General features: G+C 67.8%; 18 protein-coding genes. 6 read left to right on the forward strand and 12 right to left on the reverse strand.

Annotation, left to right across the window (positions count from 1 at the left end; translation table 11 throughout):
- Positions 1 to 43 precede the first annotated feature (43 nt).
- Positions 44 to 1,285: a mechanosensitive ion channel family protein gene (locus ACWMMN_RS22835; RefSeq protein ID WP_059240274.1), complete on the reverse strand. Its 1,242-nt coding sequence runs from the start codon at positions 1,283 to 1,285 to the stop codon at positions 44 to 46.
- Between the two features lie 493 nt (positions 1,286 to 1,778).
- Here ACWMMN_RS22835 and ACWMMN_RS22840 point away from each other — a divergent pair, with 493 nt between their 5' ends.
- Positions 1,779 to 3,497, forward strand: a complete 1,719-nt coding sequence (locus ACWMMN_RS22840) for a SulP family inorganic anion transporter (RefSeq protein WP_059240277.1) — start codon at positions 1,779 to 1,781, stop codon at positions 3,495 to 3,497.
- Between the two features lie 12 nt (positions 3,498 to 3,509).
- Here the strand turns inward: ACWMMN_RS22840 and ACWMMN_RS22845 are convergent, their stop codons facing one another.
- Complete coding sequence (locus ACWMMN_RS22845) at positions 3,510 to 4,385, reverse strand: LysR substrate-binding domain-containing protein (RefSeq protein WP_486423983.1); 876 nt, start codon at positions 4,383 to 4,385, stop codon at positions 3,510 to 3,512.
- 94 nt (positions 4,386 to 4,479) lie between these two features.
- On the opposite strand from ACWMMN_RS22845, the gene ACWMMN_RS22850 reads away from it, so the two are divergent.
- Positions 4,480 to 5,079 (forward strand): LysE family translocator, encoded by a 600-nt coding sequence (locus tag ACWMMN_RS22850; protein ID WP_081052022.1) that lies wholly within the window; start codon positions 4,480 to 4,482, stop codon positions 5,077 to 5,079.
- 31 nt (positions 5,080 to 5,110) lie between these two features.
- On the opposite strand, the gene ACWMMN_RS22855 is transcribed toward ACWMMN_RS22850, so the two are convergent.
- The 6 genes from ACWMMN_RS22855 to ACWMMN_RS22880 all read right to left on the reverse strand — a co-directional run bounded on the left by ACWMMN_RS22855 (position 5,111) and on the right by ACWMMN_RS22880 (position 9,558).
- A complete protein-coding gene (locus tag ACWMMN_RS22855; RefSeq protein ID WP_486423984.1) occupies positions 5,111 to 6,565 on the reverse strand; it encodes a DHA2 family efflux MFS transporter permease subunit in 1,455 nt (484 codons plus the stop codon).
- On the reverse strand, positions 6,562 to 7,125 hold the full coding sequence (locus ACWMMN_RS22860) for an isochorismatase family protein (protein ID WP_486423985.1): 564 nt from the start codon (positions 7,123 to 7,125) through the stop codon (positions 6,562 to 6,564). The genes ACWMMN_RS22855 and ACWMMN_RS22860 overlap by 4 nt, the downstream gene beginning before the upstream one ends.
- A gap of 67 nt (positions 7,126 to 7,192) precedes the next feature.
- The gene (locus tag ACWMMN_RS22865; protein WP_256086264.1) at positions 7,193 to 7,648 is read right to left on the reverse strand and encodes a MarR family winged helix-turn-helix transcriptional regulator; all 456 of its coding nucleotides are present in this window, start codon (positions 7,646 to 7,648) and stop codon (positions 7,193 to 7,195) included.
- Positions 7,649 to 7,721: 73 nt separating this feature from the next.
- Positions 7,722 to 7,955 carry a DUF7661 family protein gene (locus tag ACWMMN_RS22870; RefSeq protein WP_059240287.1) on the reverse strand — a complete coding sequence of 78 codons (234 nt, stop codon included), beginning with the start codon at positions 7,953 to 7,955 and terminating at the stop codon, positions 7,722 to 7,724.
- 44 nt (positions 7,956 to 7,999) lie between these two features.
- Positions 8,000 to 9,082: a serine hydrolase gene (locus ACWMMN_RS22875; RefSeq protein WP_486423986.1), complete on the reverse strand. Its 1,083-nt coding sequence runs from the start codon at positions 9,080 to 9,082 to the stop codon at positions 8,000 to 8,002.
- 197 nt (positions 9,083 to 9,279) lie between these two features.
- Positions 9,280 to 9,558, reverse strand: coding sequence for a hypothetical protein (locus ACWMMN_RS22880; protein ID WP_486423987.1), 279 nt, complete (start codon positions 9,556 to 9,558; stop codon positions 9,280 to 9,282).
- 51 nt (positions 9,559 to 9,609) lie between these two features.
- On the opposite strand from ACWMMN_RS22880, the gene ACWMMN_RS22885 reads away from it, so the two are divergent.
- Both ACWMMN_RS22885 and ACWMMN_RS22890 read left to right on the forward strand, forming a co-directional pair.
- Positions 9,610 to 10,485: a LysR family transcriptional regulator gene (locus ACWMMN_RS22885; RefSeq protein WP_059240291.1), complete on the forward strand. Its 876-nt coding sequence runs from the start codon at positions 9,610 to 9,612 to the stop codon at positions 10,483 to 10,485.
- Between the two features lie 73 nt (positions 10,486 to 10,558).
- Complete coding sequence (locus tag ACWMMN_RS22890) at positions 10,559 to 10,843, forward strand: transcriptional regulator (RefSeq protein ID WP_174991231.1); 285 nt, start codon at positions 10,559 to 10,561, stop codon at positions 10,841 to 10,843.
- Positions 10,844 to 10,912: 69 nt separating this feature from the next.
- Here ACWMMN_RS22890 and ACWMMN_RS22895 read toward each other — a convergent pair whose 3' ends face one another.
- The 3 genes from ACWMMN_RS22895 to ACWMMN_RS22905 form a co-directional block, all read right to left on the reverse strand.
- Positions 10,913 to 11,656 (reverse strand): transporter, encoded by a 744-nt coding sequence (locus ACWMMN_RS22895; RefSeq protein ID WP_486423988.1) that lies wholly within the window; start codon positions 11,654 to 11,656, stop codon positions 10,913 to 10,915.
- Positions 11,657 to 11,754: 98 nt separating this feature from the next.
- On the reverse strand, positions 11,755 to 14,520 hold the full coding sequence (mgtA, locus tag ACWMMN_RS22900) for a magnesium-translocating P-type ATPase (RefSeq protein ID WP_059240297.1): 2,766 nt from the start codon (positions 14,518 to 14,520) through the stop codon (positions 11,755 to 11,757).
- Positions 14,521 to 15,239: 719 nt separating this feature from the next.
- A complete protein-coding gene (locus ACWMMN_RS22905) occupies positions 15,240 to 16,874 on the reverse strand; it encodes a S8 family peptidase (protein WP_059240298.1) in 1,635 nt (544 codons plus the stop codon).
- 422 nt (positions 16,875 to 17,296) lie between these two features.
- On the opposite strand from ACWMMN_RS22905, the gene ACWMMN_RS22910 reads away from it, so the two are divergent.
- Positions 17,297 to 18,193, forward strand: a complete 897-nt coding sequence (locus ACWMMN_RS22910; protein ID WP_059240300.1) for a glutamate/aspartate ABC transporter substrate-binding protein — start codon at positions 17,297 to 17,299, stop codon at positions 18,191 to 18,193.
- 306 nt (positions 18,194 to 18,499) lie between these two features.
- Positions 18,500 to 19,747 carry a multidrug effflux MFS transporter gene (locus tag ACWMMN_RS22915; protein ID WP_059240303.1) on the forward strand — a complete coding sequence of 416 codons (1,248 nt, stop codon included), beginning with the start codon at positions 18,500 to 18,502 and terminating at the stop codon, positions 19,745 to 19,747.
- Between the two features lie 104 nt (positions 19,748 to 19,851).
- Here the strand turns inward: ACWMMN_RS22915 and ACWMMN_RS22920 are convergent, their stop codons facing one another.
- Positions 19,852 to 20,796, reverse strand: a complete 945-nt coding sequence (locus ACWMMN_RS22920) for a hypothetical protein (RefSeq protein ID WP_342705022.1) — start codon at positions 20,794 to 20,796, stop codon at positions 19,852 to 19,854.
- Positions 20,797 to 20,799: the final 3 nt, after the last annotated feature.

Here is a 20,799-nt window from a genome sequence, read left to right on the forward strand (position 1 = left end):
GTCGCGAAGGGCAGCGGCCGGTGACCGGCCGCCGCGTCGCACATCAACCCGCTTGCGGCGCCTGCAACCCGGCCTTCGCGGCGACGGCCATCTGCCGCATGTCGAAGCCCGACGGGTGCTGGTACACGCGCAGCCCGAACTCCGGCAGCACCGCGATCAGGTGATCGAACAGGTCGGACTGGATGGTTTCGTAGTCGACCCACGACGTCGTGTCGGTGAAGCAGTACAGCTCGAGCGGAATGCCTTCGGCCGTGAGCGGCAGCTGCCGCGCCATGCAGGTCATGTCGCGGCGGATGCGCGGATGGCCCTTCAGGTAGTTCGCGACATACGCGCGGAACGTGCCGAGGTTGGTCAGCTGGCGGCGGTTCGCCGCGCAGTCGCCGGCCGCGCCGAGCGAGCCGTTCCATTGCTCGATCGCGTCGACCTTGTCCTCGAGATAGTCCTTCAGCAGCGTCAGGCGTTCGAGCCGTTCGATTTCGTCGTTCGACAGAAAGCGCACGCTCGTCGCGTCGACGAACAGCGCGCGCTTGATGCGGCGGCCGCCCGCTTCGGTCATCCCGCGCCAGTTCTGGTAGCTCTCGGTGATCAGCTTCCACGTCGGCACCGTGATGATCGTGTGATCGAAGTTCGCGACCTTGACGGTGTTCAGCGTGATGTCGATGACGGTGCCGTCCGCGCCGGCCGACGGCATCGTGATCCAGTCGCCGATCCGCAGCATGTCGTTCGACGACAGTTGCACGCCGGCGACGAGGCCGAGCAGCGTGTCCTTGAAGATCAGCATCAGCACCGCGGACATCGCGCCGATGCCGGACAGCAGCAGGCCGATCTGCTTGCCGGTTGCGTCGCCGATCACGACGAGCGCCGCCGTGATGAACATCACGAGCTTGACGAGCTGCATCGCGCCTTTCAGCGACAGGCGCGGCTGGTCGCGCTGATAGGTGCGGTGCGCGTGTTCGAGCGCCGACAACGTCGCGCTGATGGTCATCGTCACGAGGAACACGATCAGCGCGAACAGCACCTTGTCGGCGGCCTGAGCGGCCGTGTCGGGAATGCCGGGCACCGCACCGAGCCCGAGCTTGACCACGACGAACGGGACGATGCGGTTCAGCCATTTGAATGCGCCGAACTCGAACAGCGCGTCGTCGACGCGCGTGGCGGACAGCCGCGCGAGGCGCGCAACCACGCGAAACAGCAGGAAGTGGACGGCGACGGTGATCGCACCGGCGGCGGCGAGCAGGACGAGGATGCCGACGAGCGGCGTCAACCAGGATTCGTTCAGGGTCATGGCGGCAGACAGGGGCCTTCTGGTGCGTTGAATCGGCGCCGCGACGCGGCGCGCGCCCGGTGAAGGGCACATGAAAGGGACCGTGATTGTGCCATCGGGTTCCGGGCGCATGCCGTGAATGCCGCGTCGACCGGCTCCCGAATAGGCTCACCCTTGTGCAGGTGTCCTCTGCATTCAGGTGAGGGCGCGCAGTGAATCTGCGTCACCTCAGGCCGGTGTCGAGTCGCTTGCCGGATACATCGCGCGCCTGCCTGCGATCGGCGCGCAGCCTTTACAGCGGGCCTTCGCGCTTCGATGCGCTCGATCGGCGATCCGTGCCATCATGCGGACGTCGCATGCGTTGCCGGGGCGTCGCTCGCGCCCGCGTGCGGCCTGTCAGCCAGCGGTGAGCGACACGCGGCGCTTTCGCGCACTTGCCATGCCGGGGCCGCCCGGGGCACGATGCGCGAACGACTTCGCGAACCCCGTCACATCGACCTCACGCATTTCACGCATGCAAGATTCCAACGAAAGCCGCTCGTCAGGCGTGCGGCTGCTGAAGGGCATTCTCCCGATCCGCCGCGCCGGGGCCATCCGCGACGTATTCGCGGGCGTCTCGCTCGCGTCGATGGACATCCCGCAGGTGCTCGGCTACGCGCGCATCGCCGGGATGCCGGCCGTCACGGGCCTGTACACGGTGTTCCTGCCGCTCGTTGCGTTCGCGTGCTTCGGCGCGTCGCGCCATCTGGTGGTCGCCGCCGACTCCGCGACCGCGACGATCTTCGCGAGCCGGCTGTCGTCGATGGCGCCGGCCGGCAGCGCGGACTATGCGGCGCTGGCCGGCATGGTCGCGCTGCTGACGGCCGCGATGCTGCTGCTCGCGCGCATCTTCAAGCTCGGCTTTCTCGCCGATTTCCTGTCGCGCACGGTGCTGGTCGGCTTTCTGGCCGGCGTCGGCGTGCAGGTGTCGATCGCGATGCTCGGCGACATGCTCGGCCTGTCGGTGCCGTACCCGGCGTCGCGTAGCCTCGCGCAACTCGACTACGTCGTCACGCATCTCGTCCATACGAACCGGCCGACGCTCGCGCTCGCGGCGCTCGTCGTCGTCGCGATTCTCGCGTGCAAGCGGTTCCTGCCGCGCGTGCCGATGCCGATGATCGCGGTCGCGGGCAGCATCGCCGCGAGCGATGCGTTCGGCTTCGCCGCGCACGGCATCGCGGTGCTCGGGCCCGTCGCGGGCGGATTGCCGCCGCTGCGCTGGCCCTCCGTCACGTGGCAGCAGTTCCTCGATCTCGTGCCGGTCGCCGCATCGTGCTTCGTGATGATCATCGCGCAGAGCGCGGCGGCCGCGCGCGTGTTCGCGCAGCAGTACGACGAGGACGTCGACACCAATGCCGACATCCTCGGTCTCGCGGCCGCGAACGCGGCCGCCGCGGTCGGCGGCGCGTTCGTCGTGAACGGCAGCCCGACGCAGACGGCGATGGCCGACGGCGCGGGTGTGCGCAGCCAGATCGGGCATCTCGCGTTCGCCGCGGTGGTGGCCGTCGTGCTGCTGTTCTTCAGCACCTACCTCCAGTATCTGCCGCATGCGGTGCTGGCCGGCATCGTGTTCACGATCGCGCTCGGGCTGATCAACGTGCGCAGTCTCGCGGCGATCCGCAAGGAAAGCCCCGGTGAATTCACGCTTGCGTTGATCACGGCCGCGGCCGTCGTGACGGTTGGCGTCGAGCAGGGCATCCTGCTGGCCGTCGCGCTGTCGCTGATGCGGCACGTGCGTCACAGCTACCAGCCGCATACGATGGTGCTCGAACCCGTCGCAGGCAACGGGCGCTGGCAGCCGGTGCCCGCGCGACGCGGCGCGATGACGGCGCCGGGGCTGATCGTCTACCGGTTCGGCTCCGACCTGTTCTTCGCGAACGATCACCTGTTTGCCGCCGAAGTGACCGAACTCGTCGAGGCGGCGCCGGTGCCGCCGCGCTGGTTCGTCGTCGATGCGGGCGCGATCACCGACGTCGACTATTCGGCCGCGCGGACCCTCACCGATCTCGTCAGGGCGCTGCATGCGCGCGGGATCGGCGTGCTGTTCGGGCGCGTGAACCGCTACCTGCGCGCGGACATGGATCGCCACGGGATCACCGAGGTGGTCGGCGCGGCATGCATCTTTGCGACGCTGCATCAGGCGCTGGAAGCGGCGGGCACCACGCCTGCGCCGCAGGAGCCGGGCACGGTGTAGCGCGAACCGGCGCTACGCGGCCGTGCGCAAGCGCGCAAAACCGTTGCGCAGGTAGCGGGCCAGTTCCGCCGCGGCCGGCGTGTGCTGGCCGCGCGGCACATGCAGGTTGATCGAGAAGTTCGGCAGCGCGGGCAGGCCGTTGCCGGCCGGCAGGATGTCGAGATCGGCCGGTACGGTGGACGCGAGCCAGACGGTTACGGCGAGATCGGCGCGCACGGTCGCGGCCGTTGCGTCGAAGCTGCCGTTCTCGAACAGGGTGCGCCACGCGCGATCGCAGCCGCGCAGTGCGTCGAGCACCGTCGGGCGGAACGCGCAGGTCTGCGCGACCATCGACACCGGCAGCGGCGTGTTCCGGTGCGCGGTGCCGCCTTTCGCGCCGACCCAGACCAGCCGGTCGACGGCGATGCACTCGCCGCGCGCCGATCCGGCCGGCGCCTCGATCAGCGCGACGTCGAGGTCGCCCTGCGCGAGCCCCCGGCGCAATTCCGGCGACGCCGCGCACACGAGCGTGAGCGCAACCTGCGGATGCGCCTGCGCATAGCGTTTCAGGATCGGTGCGAGACAGGTGCCGACCAGATCCTGCGGCGCACCGAGACGCACCGCGCCTTCCATCGCACCGGCCGTCAGGTCGGTGAGCAGCGCATCGTGGACCGCGAGCAGCCGGCGCGCCTGTTCGAGCAGCCGCTCGCCGGCCGCCGTGAGCAGCAGGTTGCGATGCTCGCGGACGAACAGCGGGCCGGACAGCGTTTCGAGCCGTGCGACCTGCTGACTGATCGCGCCCTGCGTCAGGTGCAGCGCGTGGCCGGCCGCCGTCATTCTGCGATGATCGGCGACCGAGACGAATGCGCGCAGCAGCGCGATGTCGAGATTGCGTGCCATGCGTCGCATTATGAATGCTAATGGCAGGCATAAAAAGCTTTCGCTTTCGTCATGCGTGCATCGCAGGTAAAACGGGGCTTCGACGACGACTACCGGAGCTGCCGTGCCGCTTCACGACTACCTGCCGCTGATGCTGTTCGTGATCGTGTCCACCGTGACGCCCGGCGGCGCGACGACGCTCGCGACCGCCTCGGGCGCTCATTTCGGCTACCGGCGTTCGCTGCCGCTGATGGCCGGGATCGCGGCCGGCCTGGCGTCGATGGCGGCGGCCGCGGCGGCCGGGCTCGGCAGTGTGCTGCTCGCGCTGCCGACGTTGCAGCTTGCGATGAAGGCGGTCGGGTCGCTGTACCTCGTGTGGCTGGCCGTGCGTATCGGGCGCGGCGGCAAGCCGCGGCTCGATGCTGCCGTGCAGCGGCCGCAAGGATTCGTCAGCGGTGTGTGGATGCTCTGGCACAACCCGAAGGGCTGGGCGATGACGCTCGGTGCGGCCGCGTCGTTCGCTGCGCTCGCGTCCGGGCCGGCGCGGCTCGGCGTGCTGCTCGGGCTCGCGTTCGGCGTGGCGGCGATGGCGTCGCTGTCGCTGTGGTGTTTCGCCGGGCTGCTGTTCGCACGCGTGTTGCGCACCGAGCGGCAGTGGCGCTGCCTGAATGCCGGGCTGGGCTTGCTGCTCGTGGTGTCGATCGTGCCGATGTGGCTGCCGTAGCGGGAGGCCGCGCACGCGGCGCTCCCGCTGTTCAGTGCGAGCCGGCCCGCGCGGTACCGTCGGGCCGACCACCGGCGCCGGCCGACCACACCGGTAACCGCAGCGTCGTCGCGCAGCTTGCCGCATGCAGCGCGCACAGCAGGCCGAACGCCCATGCATACGCGACGGCCGGCGTGCCGCCGGGCGATACCGATTCGGCCTGCAGCCGCCACGCGAGAAACAGCGTGCACACCGTCGTGAACGTCGGGCCGCCGAGGCGCTGCACGATATTGAGCGACGTGGTCGCCATCGGCAGGTTGCGGCGTTCGACCGACGCATACGCGGCGGCGATCGACGGTGCGCCGATCGCGCTCTGGCCCATGCCGCGCAGAAACAACGCGGGCACGAGCACCAGCGGGTCGTAGCCGGTCAGCGCGACGAACACGAACGGCAAGGTCGCGAACAGCGCCAGCAATGCACCGGCAGCGGCCAGCCGGCGCACGCCGAAGCGGCTCGTCAGTGCGCCCATCGACGGATAGGTGACGAGCATCCCGAGCCCGAGCGGCGCGAGCAGCCAGCCCATCTCGCCCGGTGAGCGCCCGCAGGCCTGGATCAGGAACACGGGGATCAGCATCTGGCCCGCGTACATCGCGCCGTTCGACAGGAACTGGGTGCCGGCCGCCGCGCCGAACACGCGCGAGCGAAACAGCGCGAGATCGATCAGCGCATGTTCACCCTTGCGTCGCTCGAAGCGCAGGAACACGACCAGCAGCAGCGCCGAGCAGGCGACCGCGGCGATGCCGAGGGCCGAGCCGATTCGTTCGACGCCGTACAGGAACAGCACGAGGCCGGGCGACAGCAGCGCGAGACCGACCCAGTCGAGTTCGCGCGGTTGCGCGTCGTCGCGGTCGCCGGGCAGGAAGCGCGCGGCCAGTGCGAGCGCAAGCGCGCCGACGGGCAGGTTCACGAGAAACAGCCAGCGCCACGACCCATGCTGCAGGATCGCGCCGGCGACCACGGGCCCAAGGATCGGCGCAAGCAGCACGGGCACCGCCGCGTAACCGATCACGCGCGCCATCTGCTGGCCGGCGACACGCGCGATCATCATCTGCGCCATCGGCGCGAGCAGCCCGCCGCTGACGCCTTGCAGCACGCGAAACGCGATCAGCGACGGCGCGGACCACGCGAGCCCGCACAGCGCAGACGTGAGCGTGAACGCCGAGAAACACCACAGGTACAGCGCCTTCGCGCCGATGCGGTCGACCAGCCAGCCGTTCAGCGGCAGCACCAGCGTCAGCGCGAGCAGGTAGCCGCTCGTCACCCACTGGATCGTCGACAGGCTCGCATGCAGGTCGGTCGCGAGGCTCGACAGCGACACGTTGACGACCGTCGCGTCGAGCTGCGACAGCAGCGAGCCGAGCGTCGCGACCGTGCTGACCTTCCAGATCGACGGATCGAGCCGGCCGGCCGCGTGGCCTGGCGCCGGCTGCGTACGCGTGTCGCTCACGCGCCGCGCCGGTCGAGCAGCGCGACGATGTCCTGCGTCGTGCCGGTCTCGCCGAGGCGCGGGAACAGGCGCTCGATGCTGTTCGCGTGTGCATCTGCGTTGAGGTCGGTCATCGCGTCGACGGCGAGCGTCACGTTGTAGCCGAGTTCGTGCGCGTGACGTGCGGTCGATTCGACGCCGATGCTCGTCGCGACGCCGGTCAGCACGATCTGCGTGACGCCGGCCGCCTTCAGGTGCGCGTCGAGACCGGTGCCGGTAAAGGCGCCCCAGGTCTTTTTCGTCACGACGTGGTCGGTGGGTTGCTGGTTCAGTTCGGGCACGAGTTCGGCCCAGTCGGCGGGCAGCGCGTCAAGGCGCGCCTGCTGCTGCGTGCGGCCCGGCGCACCGCCGGCGACGTTGACGAGCACGACCGGCAGGCCGCGGCTGCGGAAGGCGTCGAGCAGCGTGCGGGCGTGTGCGATCACCGGTGCGACCGGGTGGGCCGTGGGGAGGGCGACGATGCCTTTCTGCAGGTCGATGACGACCAGGGCCGTGTTCGTGTCGAGGCGGGTTGCGCTCATGATGGGCTCCGTGGAAAAGGGCGGGGAAAGCCGGGCGCGCGGCTACCACGCGGCGCGCCGGCGGGATTCATTGGTCGCCGATGCGGCGGATCAGCGGGATCGCGGCGGCAAGCCTGTCGATGTCTTCCGGATCGAGCTTCTCGATCGCCGCGCCGAGCCACTTGTGTTTCGCGGCGTTGCGCTTGCGCCGTGCGTCGAGGCCGGCCGCGGTCAGTTTGAACAGGATCTGGCGGCCGTCGGTCGGGTGGGGTTCGCGCTCGACGAGCGCGTCTTCCTCGAGGCTCGCGAGAATCGCCTTCATCGACTGCGGCTTCATGGCCTCGGCGCGGGCGAGATCGGCGGTCGTCATCGGCCCGTGCCGTTCGAGCCGCGCGATCGCGCTGGTCTGGGACATGCCGAGCCCTTCGGATTCGATCTCGGAGCGCAGCCGCCGGATGAGCTGGCCGACGGCGAGGGTCAGGTCGGCGGCAACGATGTCGGCGGAAACGCCGGGTTTGCGTGGCGGGTTCATGCGGCGAATCATAGAGTACGACAGTTAAACTTGCAAGTTTAACTGTCTAATATTCCACCGGATTGCGGTGTGGTCCGACGTGCGATTACGCGCGGCGCGATTCGACCGGGACGACTTCGCTGTATCTCGGGGTCGCGTTCTCGTGCAGCAGGTCGCCGAGGTATTGCGCGAGTTCGTCCGCGGCGAGCGCGGACGGAATCTGCAGGTTGGCCGGGCGCCGCTTGCCTTCGACGCCGAGATCGAACACGGCCCAGCGGCCGTTCGTACGCACGACGGCGAGCAGCCGTCCGAATGCATTGAAGCGGTATTCGTCCTGCATGGCATCGCTCCCGTCAGGTGAACGCACCGGCTGCCCGCGCGCGTTTACTGGATCGAGCAGGACAGCCAGCGGTGGATTTTGAGTGCGTCGCTCGACACGCCCGCACGCGTCGGCGCACCGAGCAGCACGACCGTTTCGCGGCGGCCCTTCACGCGCATGCGCATCACGACGCCGTGCCCCGATTCGTTGATGAAGCCGGTTTTCTGCAACCGGATCGGCAGGCGGCGGTAGCGGACGAGCGGGTCGGAATTCACGTACACGAGTTCGCCGTCGCCGGGGCGCACGGTGGTCGACGTGTCCGTCGAGAAATAGCGGATCAGCGGATCCTGTGCGGCCGCGCCGACGAGCCGCGCGAGATCTTCCGCCGTCGACACGTTGTGCGGCGACAGGCCGGTCGGCTCGCGGAAGTGCGTATGGCGCATGCCGAGCCGGCGCGCTTCGCGGTTCATCGCGTTGACGAATGCGGCGCGACCGCCCGGATAGTCGCGGCTCAGTGCGGCCGCCGCGCGGTTCTCGGACGACATCAGCGCGATATGGAACATGTCGCGGCGCGACAGCTCCGAGCCGACCTGCAGGCGCGAGCCGGTGAACTTGATCGTGTCGCGATCGTGCGCGGTGACGCGCAGCACGCCGTTCAGCGGACGATCGGCGTCGCGCGCGACGACGGCCGTCATCAGCTTCGAGATCGACGCGATCGGCCGCACGGTGCGCGCGTTGCGGGCCAGTAGCGGTGTGCCGGAATCGACGTCGAGCACGTAGGCCGCGCGTGAATGCAGCGATCCGACTGCACGCGGCGTGTAGCCGCAACTGGCGAGCAGCTTCGGTTTCGCGGGCGGGCGCGGCCGCACGGCGGCCGGGCGTTTCGCGCGCCGTTGCTGTGGCGCGGGTGCCGCGTGCCGTTTGGCTGCCTGATGCGTGACGCGAGGGCGGCGATGCTTGACGGCCTTTTTCTTGCGGTGGGGCTTCTTCTTGACGGCCTTCGTGTGCGCATGCGCTTGTGCATGGACGGTGCGATGCGGCTGCACGCGTTGCGCGGACGCATTCGCGGCGAACGCGAGCAACAGGAACGAGAGGGCGAGGATCAGGGTGGTCCGGGCGCGAGGCAGGCGCGCGATGAGGCCGGTCAAGCGAAAGTCTCCTTTTCACGCGCAATGCGGCTGCGCGGAATGCATGGGCGGTCGGCGGGTGCGGGAAATTATACGGTCGATCGCGTGGCGATGACGATGGGATGAGTCGCAATGACGCGTGATGCGGGCGGATTTGGGGCGTTTTCGTGCTGCCGACCGGCGGTGCGCGTGTGGCGAAGACCGGGCAGGCGGGCCGCTCAGCGCGGCCAGTTCCGCCGTGACACGACCGCGAAGCTGATCGCGATCGAACCCGTCACGGCACGCGGCGGCGCTTCATTCAGCGCATCGCCGAAACGAAAGCGGCGGCTGCGTCCGTCCGTGCGTTCGGCATGACGCTTCGGTGCGCGGGCATCGGCCGCGGCCGCATGTTCGTTGGTGTTTTCGACATCGCAAGATGGCTCGGCGACACAATCGGCCGCTTGATCGACAGGCATGACGGTGAATTCCGGGAAGGGCATGCCCGTATTGAACGGCATCGCATTCAATCGGTAAAATGAATATTTCAATCGATACGATTCCTTTCAGGAATGGAACTGAAACTGCTTCGCACGTTCCTGACGGTCACCGAGCTGTGCCATTTCAGCCGCGCGGCCGATGCGCTGCACATGAGCCAGCCGGCGCTGAGCAAGCAGATCGGCGCGCTCGAGGCGAGCCTCGGCGGCAAGCTGTTCGAGCGCGGCCGCCACGGCGCGGAGCTGACGCCGTTCGGCGAACGCTTCCTGCCCGACGCGCAGGCGCTCGTGCGCGATGCCGACGAGATCCTTGCGCGTGCGCGGGAGGCGACCAGCGGGCAGCGCGGCCATCTGCGGCTCGGCATCTGCCTGTCCGTGCTGACGCTGGTGCCGAAGCTCATCGCCGAGTTTCGGCGTCGCAATCCGGGCATCGCGGTCACGCTGAGCGACCTGTCGTCGTCCGAGCAGACGCGCCGGCTGCGCGCGGGCAAGCTCGACGCGGGTTTCCTGCGCCTGCCTTCCGACGAAGGATTGTCGTCGTTCAAGGTGATCGACGAGTCGCTCGCGCTCGCGGTGCCACCGCATCTCGGCTTCAAACGCGTGCCGGCGGACCTCGACGTGCTCAACGAGATCGGCTTCATCGCGCTGCAGCGGGCGCGCGGCCCGGGGCTGGCCGCGCAGATCGACCGATGGTGCGTCGAGCGCCGCTTCGTGCCGCACGTGATGCAGCAGGCGGAGGACGTGCAGTCGGTGTTGACGTCGGTCGCGGCCGGCGTCGGCGTCGCGTTCATCCCGTCGAGCGCGCAGTATCTGCTGCGCGATGCGACGGTGATGCCGCTCGACGGCCGGGACGCGAAGTGGCGCGTGGGGCTCGCATGGCTGTCGGATCGCGACGATCCCGTCACCGCGCGTTTCGTGTCGTTCATGCGCACCGCGCTCAAGGGCGCGTGACGCGGCGTATAGTGGTTGCGATTCCCTTTTCCGAATGAAGGCCGGCCCGGCGCCGGCCGACGAACCCGAACCGATGACTTCCGAATCCGACGATTCCCCGCTCGATCCCGCGCTCGTTGCGACGCTCGCGACGCTGAACGAGGCCGCGAACGATCCGGCCGGCAAGACCTGGTCGCTGCCGAAGATCGCGAAGCGCACGCAATTGCCGATGAGCACGCTGCGCCGCGTGCTGACGCAGCTCGACGCGGCAGGGCTGAGCGCAACGACGCTGAACGACGACGGCACCGGCAGCGCCGCGTTGACCGACGAAGGGCGCGCGGTGTGCGCGCAACTGTTCGGGGCGAACGACGCCCGATGAATGAAAAACGGGCCGCCGATGCGGCCCGTCGTGTGCTGGCCACGCGCGTCCGCCGCGCCGGACCGCACATCACCAGCGGGCAGTCACGCCACCCATCACAGAATGACGGTAGGTCTGGTCGTTCAGCCCGCGCCGGTAGCCGATGTCGAGATCGAGCCAGCGCGTCGGCGAATAGATCGCGCCCGCGAGCACGAACGCCGGATTCGCGCCGGCCGTGCGTTCGGTGTTGCGTGACGTGCCGATGTCGGCCACGAGTTGCAGCCGGTCGGTCGCCTTGTAGATCGCCGCGGCCGACACGGCCCTGACCGACGTCAGGTCGCCCTGGCGATTCGGCTGGTACGTGAAGCCCGCGTTCGCGAGCAGCGAGACACGCGTGGCGTCGGCCTGCACGAGCAGCGTCGCGCCGGTGCCGACACGGCCCGTGCCGAGCCCGCGGCTGTCGTTGCCGGTCGGCATCGTCAGTTTCGGTTTCAGCGCGAACGACAGCGGCCCGCGTTCGACGAATCGCCATTTCATGCCGATCTCGACATCGCCGATGCCGGCGCCGTTCTCGTCGGATCGCGTCTGCAGATGCGTGTACGGCGCGTTGACGTACACGTCGACGTGTTCGCCGAAGCCGCGCGTGAGTGTTGCGTTCCACAACTGGTGGCGGCCGCTGTCTTCCTGTTTCGAGGTTTCCTCGCCGTTGAACTCGAACTGCCAGTTGGCGTTGCCCTGCGTGCCGGTGTCGTCGCTGACGAGCGGATGGGCGGCAAAGGCTTCGATCGGCGCGAGGAGTGCGCTCGCGGCGGCGAGCGGAAGGATTCTTTTCATCACATTACCCGTAGAGCGTCGTGAGCGTGCCGGCCCGCAGCGTGGTGCGGGCCGGCGCGTCGTCATCCGGTCGGAATCGGTACAGATTCAGGACGGAATCAGAACCACTGCTTGTAGCGGCGCACGTAGATCGTCTTGACCATCTGCGCGAGCACGATGTAGCCGACCATCGTCGCGGCGAGCCACAGCCAGTAGGTGCCCGGCAGGTGCATGAAGCCGATCGCCTCCGCGAACGGCGAGAACGGCAGCCAGCAGCCGATCGCGATCGCGGTGAAGGTCGACAGCAGCACCGGCAGCGACGCCGTGCTCTGCAGGAACGGGATCTTCTGCGTGCGCAGCAGGTGTACGACGAGCGTCTGCGACACGAGGCTCTCGATGAACCAGCCCGAGTTCATCACGATCTGGCCGCCGGTACCGCCGTTCAGGTGATACAGCGCGCCCGCGCCGAACACGGTCCACATCAGGATGTACGTCGTGATGTCGAACACCGACGACGTGGGCCCGACCCACAGCATGAAGCGGCTGATGTTGCCGGCTTCCCACTTGCGCGGCTTCTTCAGGAACTCGGGATCCATCTTGTCCCACGGCAGCAGCATCTGCGACGTGTCGTAGATCAGGTTCAGCACGAGCAGCTGGGTCGCGAGCATCGGCTCCCACGGCAGGAACGCGCTGGCGACGAGCACCGAGAACACGTTGCCGAAATTGGAGCTGGCGGTCATGTTCAGGTACTTCAGGATGTTGCCGAACGTTTCGCGGCCCTTGATCACGCCTTCCTCGAGCACCATCAGGCTCTTTTCGAGCAGGATGATGTCGGCGGTTTCCTTTGCGATGTCGGCGCCGCTGTCGACCGAGATGCCGACGTCGGCGTCGCGCAGCGCGGGGGCATCGTTGATGCCGTCGCCGAGGAAGCCGACCGTGTGGCCGTTCGCCTGCAGCGCCTTGACGATGCGCGCCTTCTGCAGCGGCGTGAGCTTCGCGAACACGGTCGTGCGTTCGACGACCTTGGCGAGCGTTTCGTCGTCGAGTGCTTCGATTTCCGCGCCGAGCATCGGCTTGCCGGGCTCGAGGCCGACCTGGCGGCACACCTTCATCGTGACGGTCGGGTTGTCGCCCGTCAGTACCTTGACCGCGACGCCGTTCTCGCGCAGCGCGGCGAGTGCCGGCGCGGCCGATTCCTTCGGCGGATCGAGGAAGGTCAGGAAGCCGCGCACGACGAGATCGTGTTCGTCGGCAGTGCGGTACTGCGCGCGTTCGTCACCGCGCGCAATCGTGCGGGTCGCGAGTACGAGCACGCGGAAGCCGTCCTCGTTGTACGCGGTGGCCTGTTCGAGCAGCCGCTTGCGCGCGACGAAGTCGAGCGGGCGGATGCCGTCCTCATCCTGCACGTGGGTCGACACCGCCAGCATTTCCTCGACCGCGCCCTTGCAGATCAGCTGGTGCGTGCCGTGCTTGTCCTCGACGACCACCGACAGGCGGCGCCGCACGAAGTCGAACGGCAGTTCGTCGATCTTCTTGTAGCCCTGCGGCTTCACGCGCTCGCCGATCTCGTCGGCGCGTGCGACGACCGCGATGTCGATCAGGTTCTTCTGGCCGCTCTGGTGGAAGCTGTTCAGCCAGCCGAGCCGCAGGATTTCCTCGTTCTTGTGACCGGACAGGTCGAGGTGATGTTCGAGGATGATCTTGTCCTGCGTGAGCGTGCCGGTCTTGTCGGTACACAGCACGTCCATTGCGCCGAAGTTCTGCACCGAGTTCAGCCGCTTGACGACCACCTTGCGGCGCGCCATCGCAACTGCGCCGCGCGCGAGGTTCGCGCTGACGATCATCGGCAGCATCTCGGGCGTCAGGCCGACGGCCACCGCGAGGGCGAACGTGAGCGCGCTCAGCCAGTCTCCCTTGGTCAGCCCGTTGATCATGAACACGATCGGCACCATCACGAACATGAACTTGATCAGCAGCCAGCTCACGCTCGCGACGCCGCGGTCGAAGCTCGTCTCGATGCGCTTGTGGCTCACGACGTTGCGCGCGAGCGACCCGAAGTACGTATCCTCGCCGGTCGCGACGACGACGGCGGTTGCCGTGCCGCTGACGACGTTGGTGCCCATGAAGCACACGTTCTCGAGATCGAGCAGCGACGCCGACACATCGTTTGCCGCGCCGGCCGCACGCGTGTTCGCGGATTTGCCGGCCACCGCGCCGAGCGTGTCGTACTTCTCGACGGGCAGCGCCTCGCCGGTCAGCACGGCCTGGCTGATGAACAGGTCGCGCGATGCGAGCAGGCGCACGTCGGCAGGGATCATGTCGCCGGCCGACAGGTGCACGATGTCGCCGGTCACGACTTCGCGCATCGGCACCTCGCGGCGCGTCGGCTCGGACGTGTCGGTCACGGCACGCTGCACGGTGGCCGTCGTGCGGACCATCGCCTTGAGCTTCTCGGCGGCGCGCAGCGAACGGAATTCCTGCACGAAGCGCAGCAGCGCGCTGATCGTGACCATCGTCAGCAGGATCGTCATGCCGACGTAGTCGCGATCGTCGGGCGCCGCGAAGTAGACGTCGGTGAAGAAGCTGATGGCGGCCAGCACCAGCAGCACGTAGACGAACGGGTTGTGGAACGAGAGCAGCAGCTGGCGGGTCCAGTGCGGCGGCTTGTCGTGCGCGATTTCGTTCGGGCCGTAGTGCTGCAGGCGGTCGGCGGCCTGGTCGTAGGTGAGGCCGCGCGTGCTGGTGTGCAGCGCCTTGAGCGTGTCTTCGAGCGGACGGGCTGCTTCCTGCGCGGCGCGCATGATGCGCGGTGCGTTCTGCTGGCCGGCGCCGGTCTTGATGAAGCCGCGCTGTTTCTTCTGCGATGTGTTGTGTCGTGTTGTCATGAGTCGCTCCTTGCGCACGAGGCGGCGGGCGGGGAGCGGCCGTGACGTTATCGACGCACGAGCGCTCCCCGCCGCGTCGCGTCAGGCGCGATCGGCTGTGGATCGGTAAAGGCGGGAACGCTCGCCGGCGCGCGCGATGCGGTCGGCGTGTCGATGCGCAGCGTCGCACCGGCGAGCGGTAATCGACTACTGTCGTCTGAGTTCATCTGCACTCCTGTCGGTTGCGGATAATCGGCACGGGCGATCGATTGCGCCACGCGCAACGAGGCGCGCGGCCGGACGGCACGCGAACGGAAGGTGCACGCGGCTGGCGCTGCGCGCAACACGAATGCACGCGCGCGACGGCGCGTCGCGTGCATTCGACAACATCGAAAAATTCGGCGGGAGATCGGGCCAGTATTCAGGCCGGAAGGACGCCGCATCCTGCTTCCCGGGATGCGGCAGAAGACGAGGCTCTGCGCGTTTTCCTCAGGCAGCAGTCAAGTTGGCCAAGCACCAACTACAACTCGCATCGGTGTTCACAGAACACTCCATGTAATTAGACGGGAGCGATGGTAATGGCTCGCTGTGCGAAGCGTCAACCCTTTTGTCAGGTGTTATTTCGAGAAGCGTAACCGGGCCGATGCGCGCTCGCCGGCGCGCCGTCGCGCCAACGAAGAAACGGCCGCGCGCAGGCCAGGTTGGCATGCGCGCGGCCGAGTCGACGCGGCGTACCGGCGTCAGTGGGCTGCTGCCACGGCGGCGCCTGCATCGAGGATGCCCGAGCCCGCAGGCATCGCGGTGCACGACGTGCCCGCTGCCAGTTTCGCCGCACGCGTGCCGCCTTGCAGCTTCTGCTGGATCTGCGCGGGCGTGAGGTTGCCGTTCACCGACAGCATCAGTGCGGCGACGCCCGTCACTTGCGGCGTCGCGAGGCTGGTGCCGTTCGCGAGGCCGTAGGTGTCCGAGCCCGGCGTCGTCGTGCCGGTGTTCGACGTCGACAGGATGTTGACGCCCGGCGCGCTCAGCGACACATCGGCGCCGAAGTTGCTGAACGATGCGCGTCGGCCGGTCGCGTCGGTCGCGCCGACACTGATCACGCCGCGGCAGTTCGCGGGCTGGTCGAGCCCGGTCGACAGGCCGTCGTTGCCGGCCGCGACGACCACGGTCACGCCTTTCGCGGTCACGTCGTCGATCGCCTGCTGGAACGTCGTGCTGCATGCGCCGACACCGCCGAGGCTCAGGTTGATGACCTTGGCAGGCGTCGGGTTCGTCGGTACGCCGTTCACGGGGATGCCGGCTGCCCAGCGCATCCCGTCGGCGATGTCGCTCGTCACGCCGCCGCACTTGCCGAGCACGCGCACCGGCAGGATCCGGCCGAGCCACGACACGCCGGCGATGCCGGTGCCGTTGTTGGCGGTCGCGCCGATCACACCCATCACGCGCGTGCCGTGCCAGCTACTGTCGCTCGGCTGGCTCTCGCATTGATAGTACGGGCCGCTCGCGTTGCTCAGTTCCTGCTGCGTGACCCAGTCGCCCGGATCGGTTGCGTCAGGGCCGCGCGACAGGCCGTTGTTGCTGGTGTTGACGTTGGTGATGAAGCTGTAGCCGGGCAGCAGGTTGCCGACGATGTCGGCGTGCGGCCGGTATCCGGTGTCGAGCACCGCCGTGACGACGGTCGGCGAACCCTTGGTCACGTTCCAGGCGGGCGGCAGGTCGATGCCGGCGGTCGGGTCGGACAGGTACCACTGCTGGCTGTAGAGCGGGTCGCTCGGCGTGTCGCGGATCTGCATCGGATGATCCGGTTCTGCGTAATCGACATCGCCGTCGGCTGCGAACGCCTGCGCGAGCGCGGCGGCGTCGGTGGACGCCATGCGCTGGCCGAGCGACAGCACGGCCGCGCCGTTCGAGATCGTCCGTTCGACCTGTACGTTGACCGGCGCCTGCGCCACGGTGCTCGCATAGGCGCGTGCACTGCCGGCGACCGGCGCCGTCCAGCGCGTCATCGACCGCTGGATCACCGCGTCGAGGCGCGTGCCGTTGTCGATGGCGGCCATCGCACGCGTGGCGGTCAGCGTCTTCAGCTTGACGATGATGTGATCGACCGGCGGCTCGACGGGCGCGGCCTGTGCGGCCATCTGCACGGCAGCCTGCTGCGTGGTGCATGCATTGCTGCCGGTCGAGGCGGGCGGGGTCGTCGGGGCGGGCGCGGGCGCCGGTGCGGGCGCCGCGTTGGAAGAAGACGGGTTGCTGCCGTCGCCGCCTCCACCGCCGCAACCGGCGAGAGGCAGGAGGGCGGCGGCGGATAGCATGCCGGCGAGCATGCGCGCGTGTGCGGAGCGCGCCAGCGCAAAATTGAAACGTTTGGCTCTCATGTGAAACTCGATCCTCGTAGATAACCGTCGTGCCGGCGGTGGCGCTGGTCCGGCTGACCCGGACCTTGTCGTTTTTGTCTGACGGTTGCAGCAAGGTTGCTGCGACGCGCCATGCACTGGGTAACGGCGTGCGCGACGGCTTCTTGAGCAGGTTTCACGAGAAAAACAGGGGTTGGCGCAAACGATTACGTTGCTGCTTCGCAGCATGAACGCGCGTTTGGAACGGCCGGCACAGAAGGTGGGGTCGAGCCGGCGCGCGGCCCGGTCGGGTGAAACGTGCCGCGCGGGCCGGTTTGCGCGGTACGGAAAACATCTTTCAGGATTCGGCCGCGGTGGAAGGTTGTTTACGCTTCCCCTGATGTGACGCGAATATTGTCGGGCGTACGATCGTGCTTCGCTCAACGTTTCGTCGGGAGACAAGCATGGATCGCCGTTTCCGTTGGCTGGCCGTCGCGCTGTCCTGTGCGCTGGCAGGCGCCGCGCACGCCGAGGCCCTTACCGGTACGCTGAAGAAGATCAAGGACACGGGCATCGTGTCGCTGGGCATTCGCGAGTCATCGGTGCCGTTCTCGTATTCGGACAATCAGCAGAAGAACATCGGCTACTCGCGGGACATCGCGTCGCGCATCATCGATCAGTTGAAGACGGACCTGAACCTGCCGAACCTCGCGGTGAAGGAAATTCCGATCACGTCGCAGAACCGGATTCCGCTGCTGCAGAACGGGACGATCGACTTCGAATGCGGATCGACGACGAACACGCTCGAACGGCAGAAGCAGGCCGCGTTCTCGAACAGCATTTTTCTCTATGGCATCCGCTTCAGCACGCGCAAGGATTCGGGCGTGAAGGACTTCACGGACCTGGCCGGCAAGACGGTCGCGACGACGGCCGGCACGTCGGACGAGCGCCTGCTGCGCAAGCTCAACGAAGAGAAAGGGATGAACATGACGATCATCAGCGCGAAGGATCACGCCGAAGCGTTCATGAACGTCACGACCGGGCGCGCGGTGGCATTCGTGATGGACGAGCCGCTGCTGTACGGCGAGATCGCGAAGGACCGCAACCCGGGCGCGTATTCAGTCACGGGCACGCCGCTCGTCCACGAAAACTACGCGTGCATGATGCGCAGGGACGATCCCGCGTTCAAGCAGGTGGTCGACGGCGTGATCGCGAAGATGCAGACGTCGGGCGCGGCCGAGAAGCTTTACGACCGGTGGTTCACGCAACCGATTCCGCCGAAGGGCGTGAGCCTCAACTATCCGCTGTCGCCGGAGATGAAGCAGCTGTTCAAGAATCCGACGGACCAGGCGCAGTACTGATCCGGCCGTCACGGTGAACAACCGCCGGCGCGTGCCGGCGGGTCGGACGGGAAGGGCGAGTGACGCGAAACGCGTCGGGCGGCGAGGTCGGGCGCGCGTGGCGCCGGGCCGTCACGATGACGGATGCATCCCGGCTAGCGTCTTTCAGGATGTGCCGCAATCGGCATTCAACCTCGCCTGCGCCAGGGGAATCCTGTCGCCTGATGCAACAACAGGCACAATACGGAATTCGCCACGATCGCACGCATGTTCGCAATTCGAACATTGACGGTGCGACACTGCTGCCCGAGATCCTTCCCAGTCGTCATGAACGCCACGTCCACTCCCGCGCGCGAGTCGAATTCGCCGCGCTTCCTGCTGTTCCTGATCTGCCTGTTTTCGTCCGCCGGCCAGCTTGCGATCGACATCTATGTGCCGGCGCTGCCCGACATGGCACGGTCGTTCGCGACCACGCCGCAGGCGATCCAGTCGAGCGTGTCCGGCTACATGGCGGCCTATGCGCTCGGCCAGCTGATCTTCGGGCCGATCGCCGACGCATACGGGCGCAAGCGGGTGCTCGCGTTCGGGCTCGTGATCTACACGATCGGCTGCGTGCTGTCGCTCGGCGCGCCGAACCTGGAAACGTTCGTGCTCGCGCGCTGCCTGCAGGGCTTCGGGATCGCGACCACCAACCTGCTCGCGAAGGCGATCATCACCGATTCGTTCTCGGGCCAGGCGCTGATGCATGCGTTCACGTACATGTCGATCGCGTGGGGGCTCGCACCGATCATCGCGCCGGTGATCGGCGCGCACCTGCAGGAATGGTTCGGCTGGCGCGCGTGCCTCGTGTTCCTGCTGGTGTACTCGCTGGCGATGTGGGCGCTGCTGTGGCACTACCGTGAAACCTTGCCGAAGCCGGTGCATCTCGAGCCGCGCACGCTGATGACGAATGCGGGCAAGGTGCTCGCGAGCCCGGTGTTCCAGAGCTGCTTCCTCGCGCAGGGGCTGTGCTACAGCATCCTGCTCGTGTTCAACATCGTCGGGCCGTTCATGGTGCAGACCACGCTGCACAAGCCGCCAACCTTCTTCGGCTATCTCGCGCTCGGGATCGGGCTCATGTATTTCCTCGGCGGCCTGTCGAACCGGATTCACGGCCGCGGGCTGCCCAGCGCCGAGCAGCGGCTGCGCATCGGCGCGCGCGTGATGGCCGGCGCATCGGTCGCGATGCTGGTGCTGGCGCTGACCGTCGGCCTGCGCGTGTGGACGCTCGCGACGCCGGTGCTCGTGATGGGTTTCTGCGCGGGCGCGATGTACCCGACGCTGATGGCCAAGGGCAATTCGCTGTTTCCGCATATCGCCGGCCTGACGAGCGCGATCCTCGGTTGCGCGCTGCTGCTCGTGTCGTCCGCGATGATGGGGCTGGCCGGGTTCGTGTCGATTCACGTGCTGACGCCGCTCGCGGTGTTCTTCGTCGCGTTGTCGTTCATCGTCGTATGGATGGTGACGAAGCTGTTGCGGTACCTGTCGCAGCAGCAGGCCGCGCCCGTCGTGTGCGGGAGCGGGGAAGCGGCGTAGCAGGCCGGAAGGTGGCGCCGCCACTGAATGCATGACGCTATGCGCGCATGCCTGCCAAGGCTGCGTTGTGCGGTCGTGATGTCACGACCGGGACGTATGCATGGTCACGATGGACGACAGCTTTCGCCGACACGTTCATAACCCGAATCGCATTCCCACGAGCGCCCGGTGAAATCGACATGCGCGTTGGGTGGCACGCGCAGTCGTGCGCAGCTTCCACCGGTCTGAATGAAGCCGGCGTCGCATTCCCATCCGAAACCGGTTGGAATCGCGTGCGCGTGCTGCGGTATGGCAGCCGGCACGCATGACGATCCGATGCGGCTGAGGCCGTTGGGGCACGGCGATTCGTGCTCAGTCTGGCGCGACGCGCCCGGACACCCGAGACGATCGACTCCCGGCGGACAGGATTCCGGACGAGGCGCCTCCATTTGCATCGGTGGCCGCGTATCGAGCACGGGCGCATTGACCGTTTGCTTGAGCGGTGTGGGGCGAGATTGCGATCGCGCGCGCTCCGTGAGCGTCGGCGGCGACTCCGATCGCTCGGGGCGGCCGCTGTCGCGCTGCTGAAGTGCGATCGGTGCCGGGTGGCTTTCGATGGTCGTTGCCGCGTGCCGCTGGCCGGCGGGCCGGCCGGGTGCCTCCGCGGGCCGTGTGGACGGGCGATGGATCAGCGCGAGGGTCGCGCCGGCTACGAGGGCAATGACTGCCGCGCCGGCGGCGATCCGGCGTCCGTATCCGACACGCGATGAAGCGCGCCTATCCCGCTGCGTGATGCTGCGGCGTTCGACGATCCCGTGGTCGGGAAGCCCGTCGGACACGATAGGTGTGGCAACGGCCGGTGCGGAACGTATGCCGTCGGGCAGGGTGAGGCCGCATGCGATGGCGTCCGCATCGGCTTTCGGTGTGCCCGCCGAGCGCAGTGCGCCGATGACGTCGGTGCCGGCGTCACGTGCCGTGCCTGCGAGTCGGAGCCATTGGAAATAGGTGTCGGCGTCGATCGTATCGCTTGATTCGGCACGATGCGTGGCACGTTCCATCACGTTGTCCATTCG

The organism is Burkholderia cepacia complex sp. TUM26381 (assembly GCF_057439935.1).

Bases quoted from the DNA above. Each gene is read 5' to 3' on its own strand.
- ACWMMN_RS22890 (WP_174991231.1), top strand. From the start codon at position 10,559: ATGACTTCCGAATCCGACGATTCCCCGCTCGATCCCGCGCTCGTTGCG.
- ACWMMN_RS22845 (WP_486423983.1), bottom strand. From the start codon at position 4,385: ATGCGACGCATGGCACGCAATCTCGACATCGCGCTGCTGCGCGCATTC.
- ACWMMN_RS22920 (WP_342705022.1), bottom strand. From the start codon at position 20,796: ATGGACAACGTGATGGAACGTGCCACGCATCGTGCCGAATCAAGCGAT.
- ACWMMN_RS22860 (WP_486423985.1), bottom strand. From the start codon at position 7,125: ATGAGCGCAACCCGCCTCGACACGAACACGGCCCTGGTCGTCATCGAC.
- ACWMMN_RS22870 (WP_059240287.1), bottom strand. From the start codon at position 7,955: ATGCAGGACGAATACCGCTTCAATGCATTCGGACGGCTGCTCGCCGTC.
- ACWMMN_RS22880 (WP_486423987.1), bottom strand. From the start codon at position 9,558: ATGCCGTTCAATACGGGCATGCCCTTCCCGGAATTCACCGTCATGCCT.
- ACWMMN_RS22895 (WP_486423988.1), bottom strand. From the start codon at position 11,656: ATGAAAAGAATCCTTCCGCTCGCCGCCGCGAGCGCACTCCTCGCGCCG.
- ACWMMN_RS22885 (WP_059240291.1), top strand. From the start codon at position 9,610: ATGGAACTGAAACTGCTTCGCACGTTCCTGACGGTCACCGAGCTGTGC.
- ACWMMN_RS22915 (WP_059240303.1), top strand. From the start codon at position 18,500: ATGAACGCCACGTCCACTCCCGCGCGCGAGTCGAATTCGCCGCGCTTC.
- ACWMMN_RS22835 (WP_059240274.1), bottom strand. From the start codon at position 1,285: ATGACCCTGAACGAATCCTGGTTGACGCCGCTCGTCGGCATCCTCGTC.
- ACWMMN_RS22910 (WP_059240300.1), top strand. From the start codon at position 17,297: ATGGATCGCCGTTTCCGTTGGCTGGCCGTCGCGCTGTCCTGTGCGCTG.
- ACWMMN_RS22865 (WP_256086264.1), bottom strand. From the start codon at position 7,648: ATGATTCGCCGCATGAACCCGCCACGCAAACCCGGCGTTTCCGCCGAC.
- ACWMMN_RS22840 (WP_059240277.1), top strand. From the start codon at position 1,779: ATGCAAGATTCCAACGAAAGCCGCTCGTCAGGCGTGCGGCTGCTGAAG.
- ACWMMN_RS22905 (WP_059240298.1), bottom strand. From the start codon at position 16,874: ATGAGAGCCAAACGTTTCAATTTTGCGCTGGCGCGCTCCGCACACGCG.
- mgtA (WP_059240297.1), bottom strand. From the start codon at position 14,520: ATGACAACACGACACAACACATCGCAGAAGAAACAGCGCGGCTTCATC.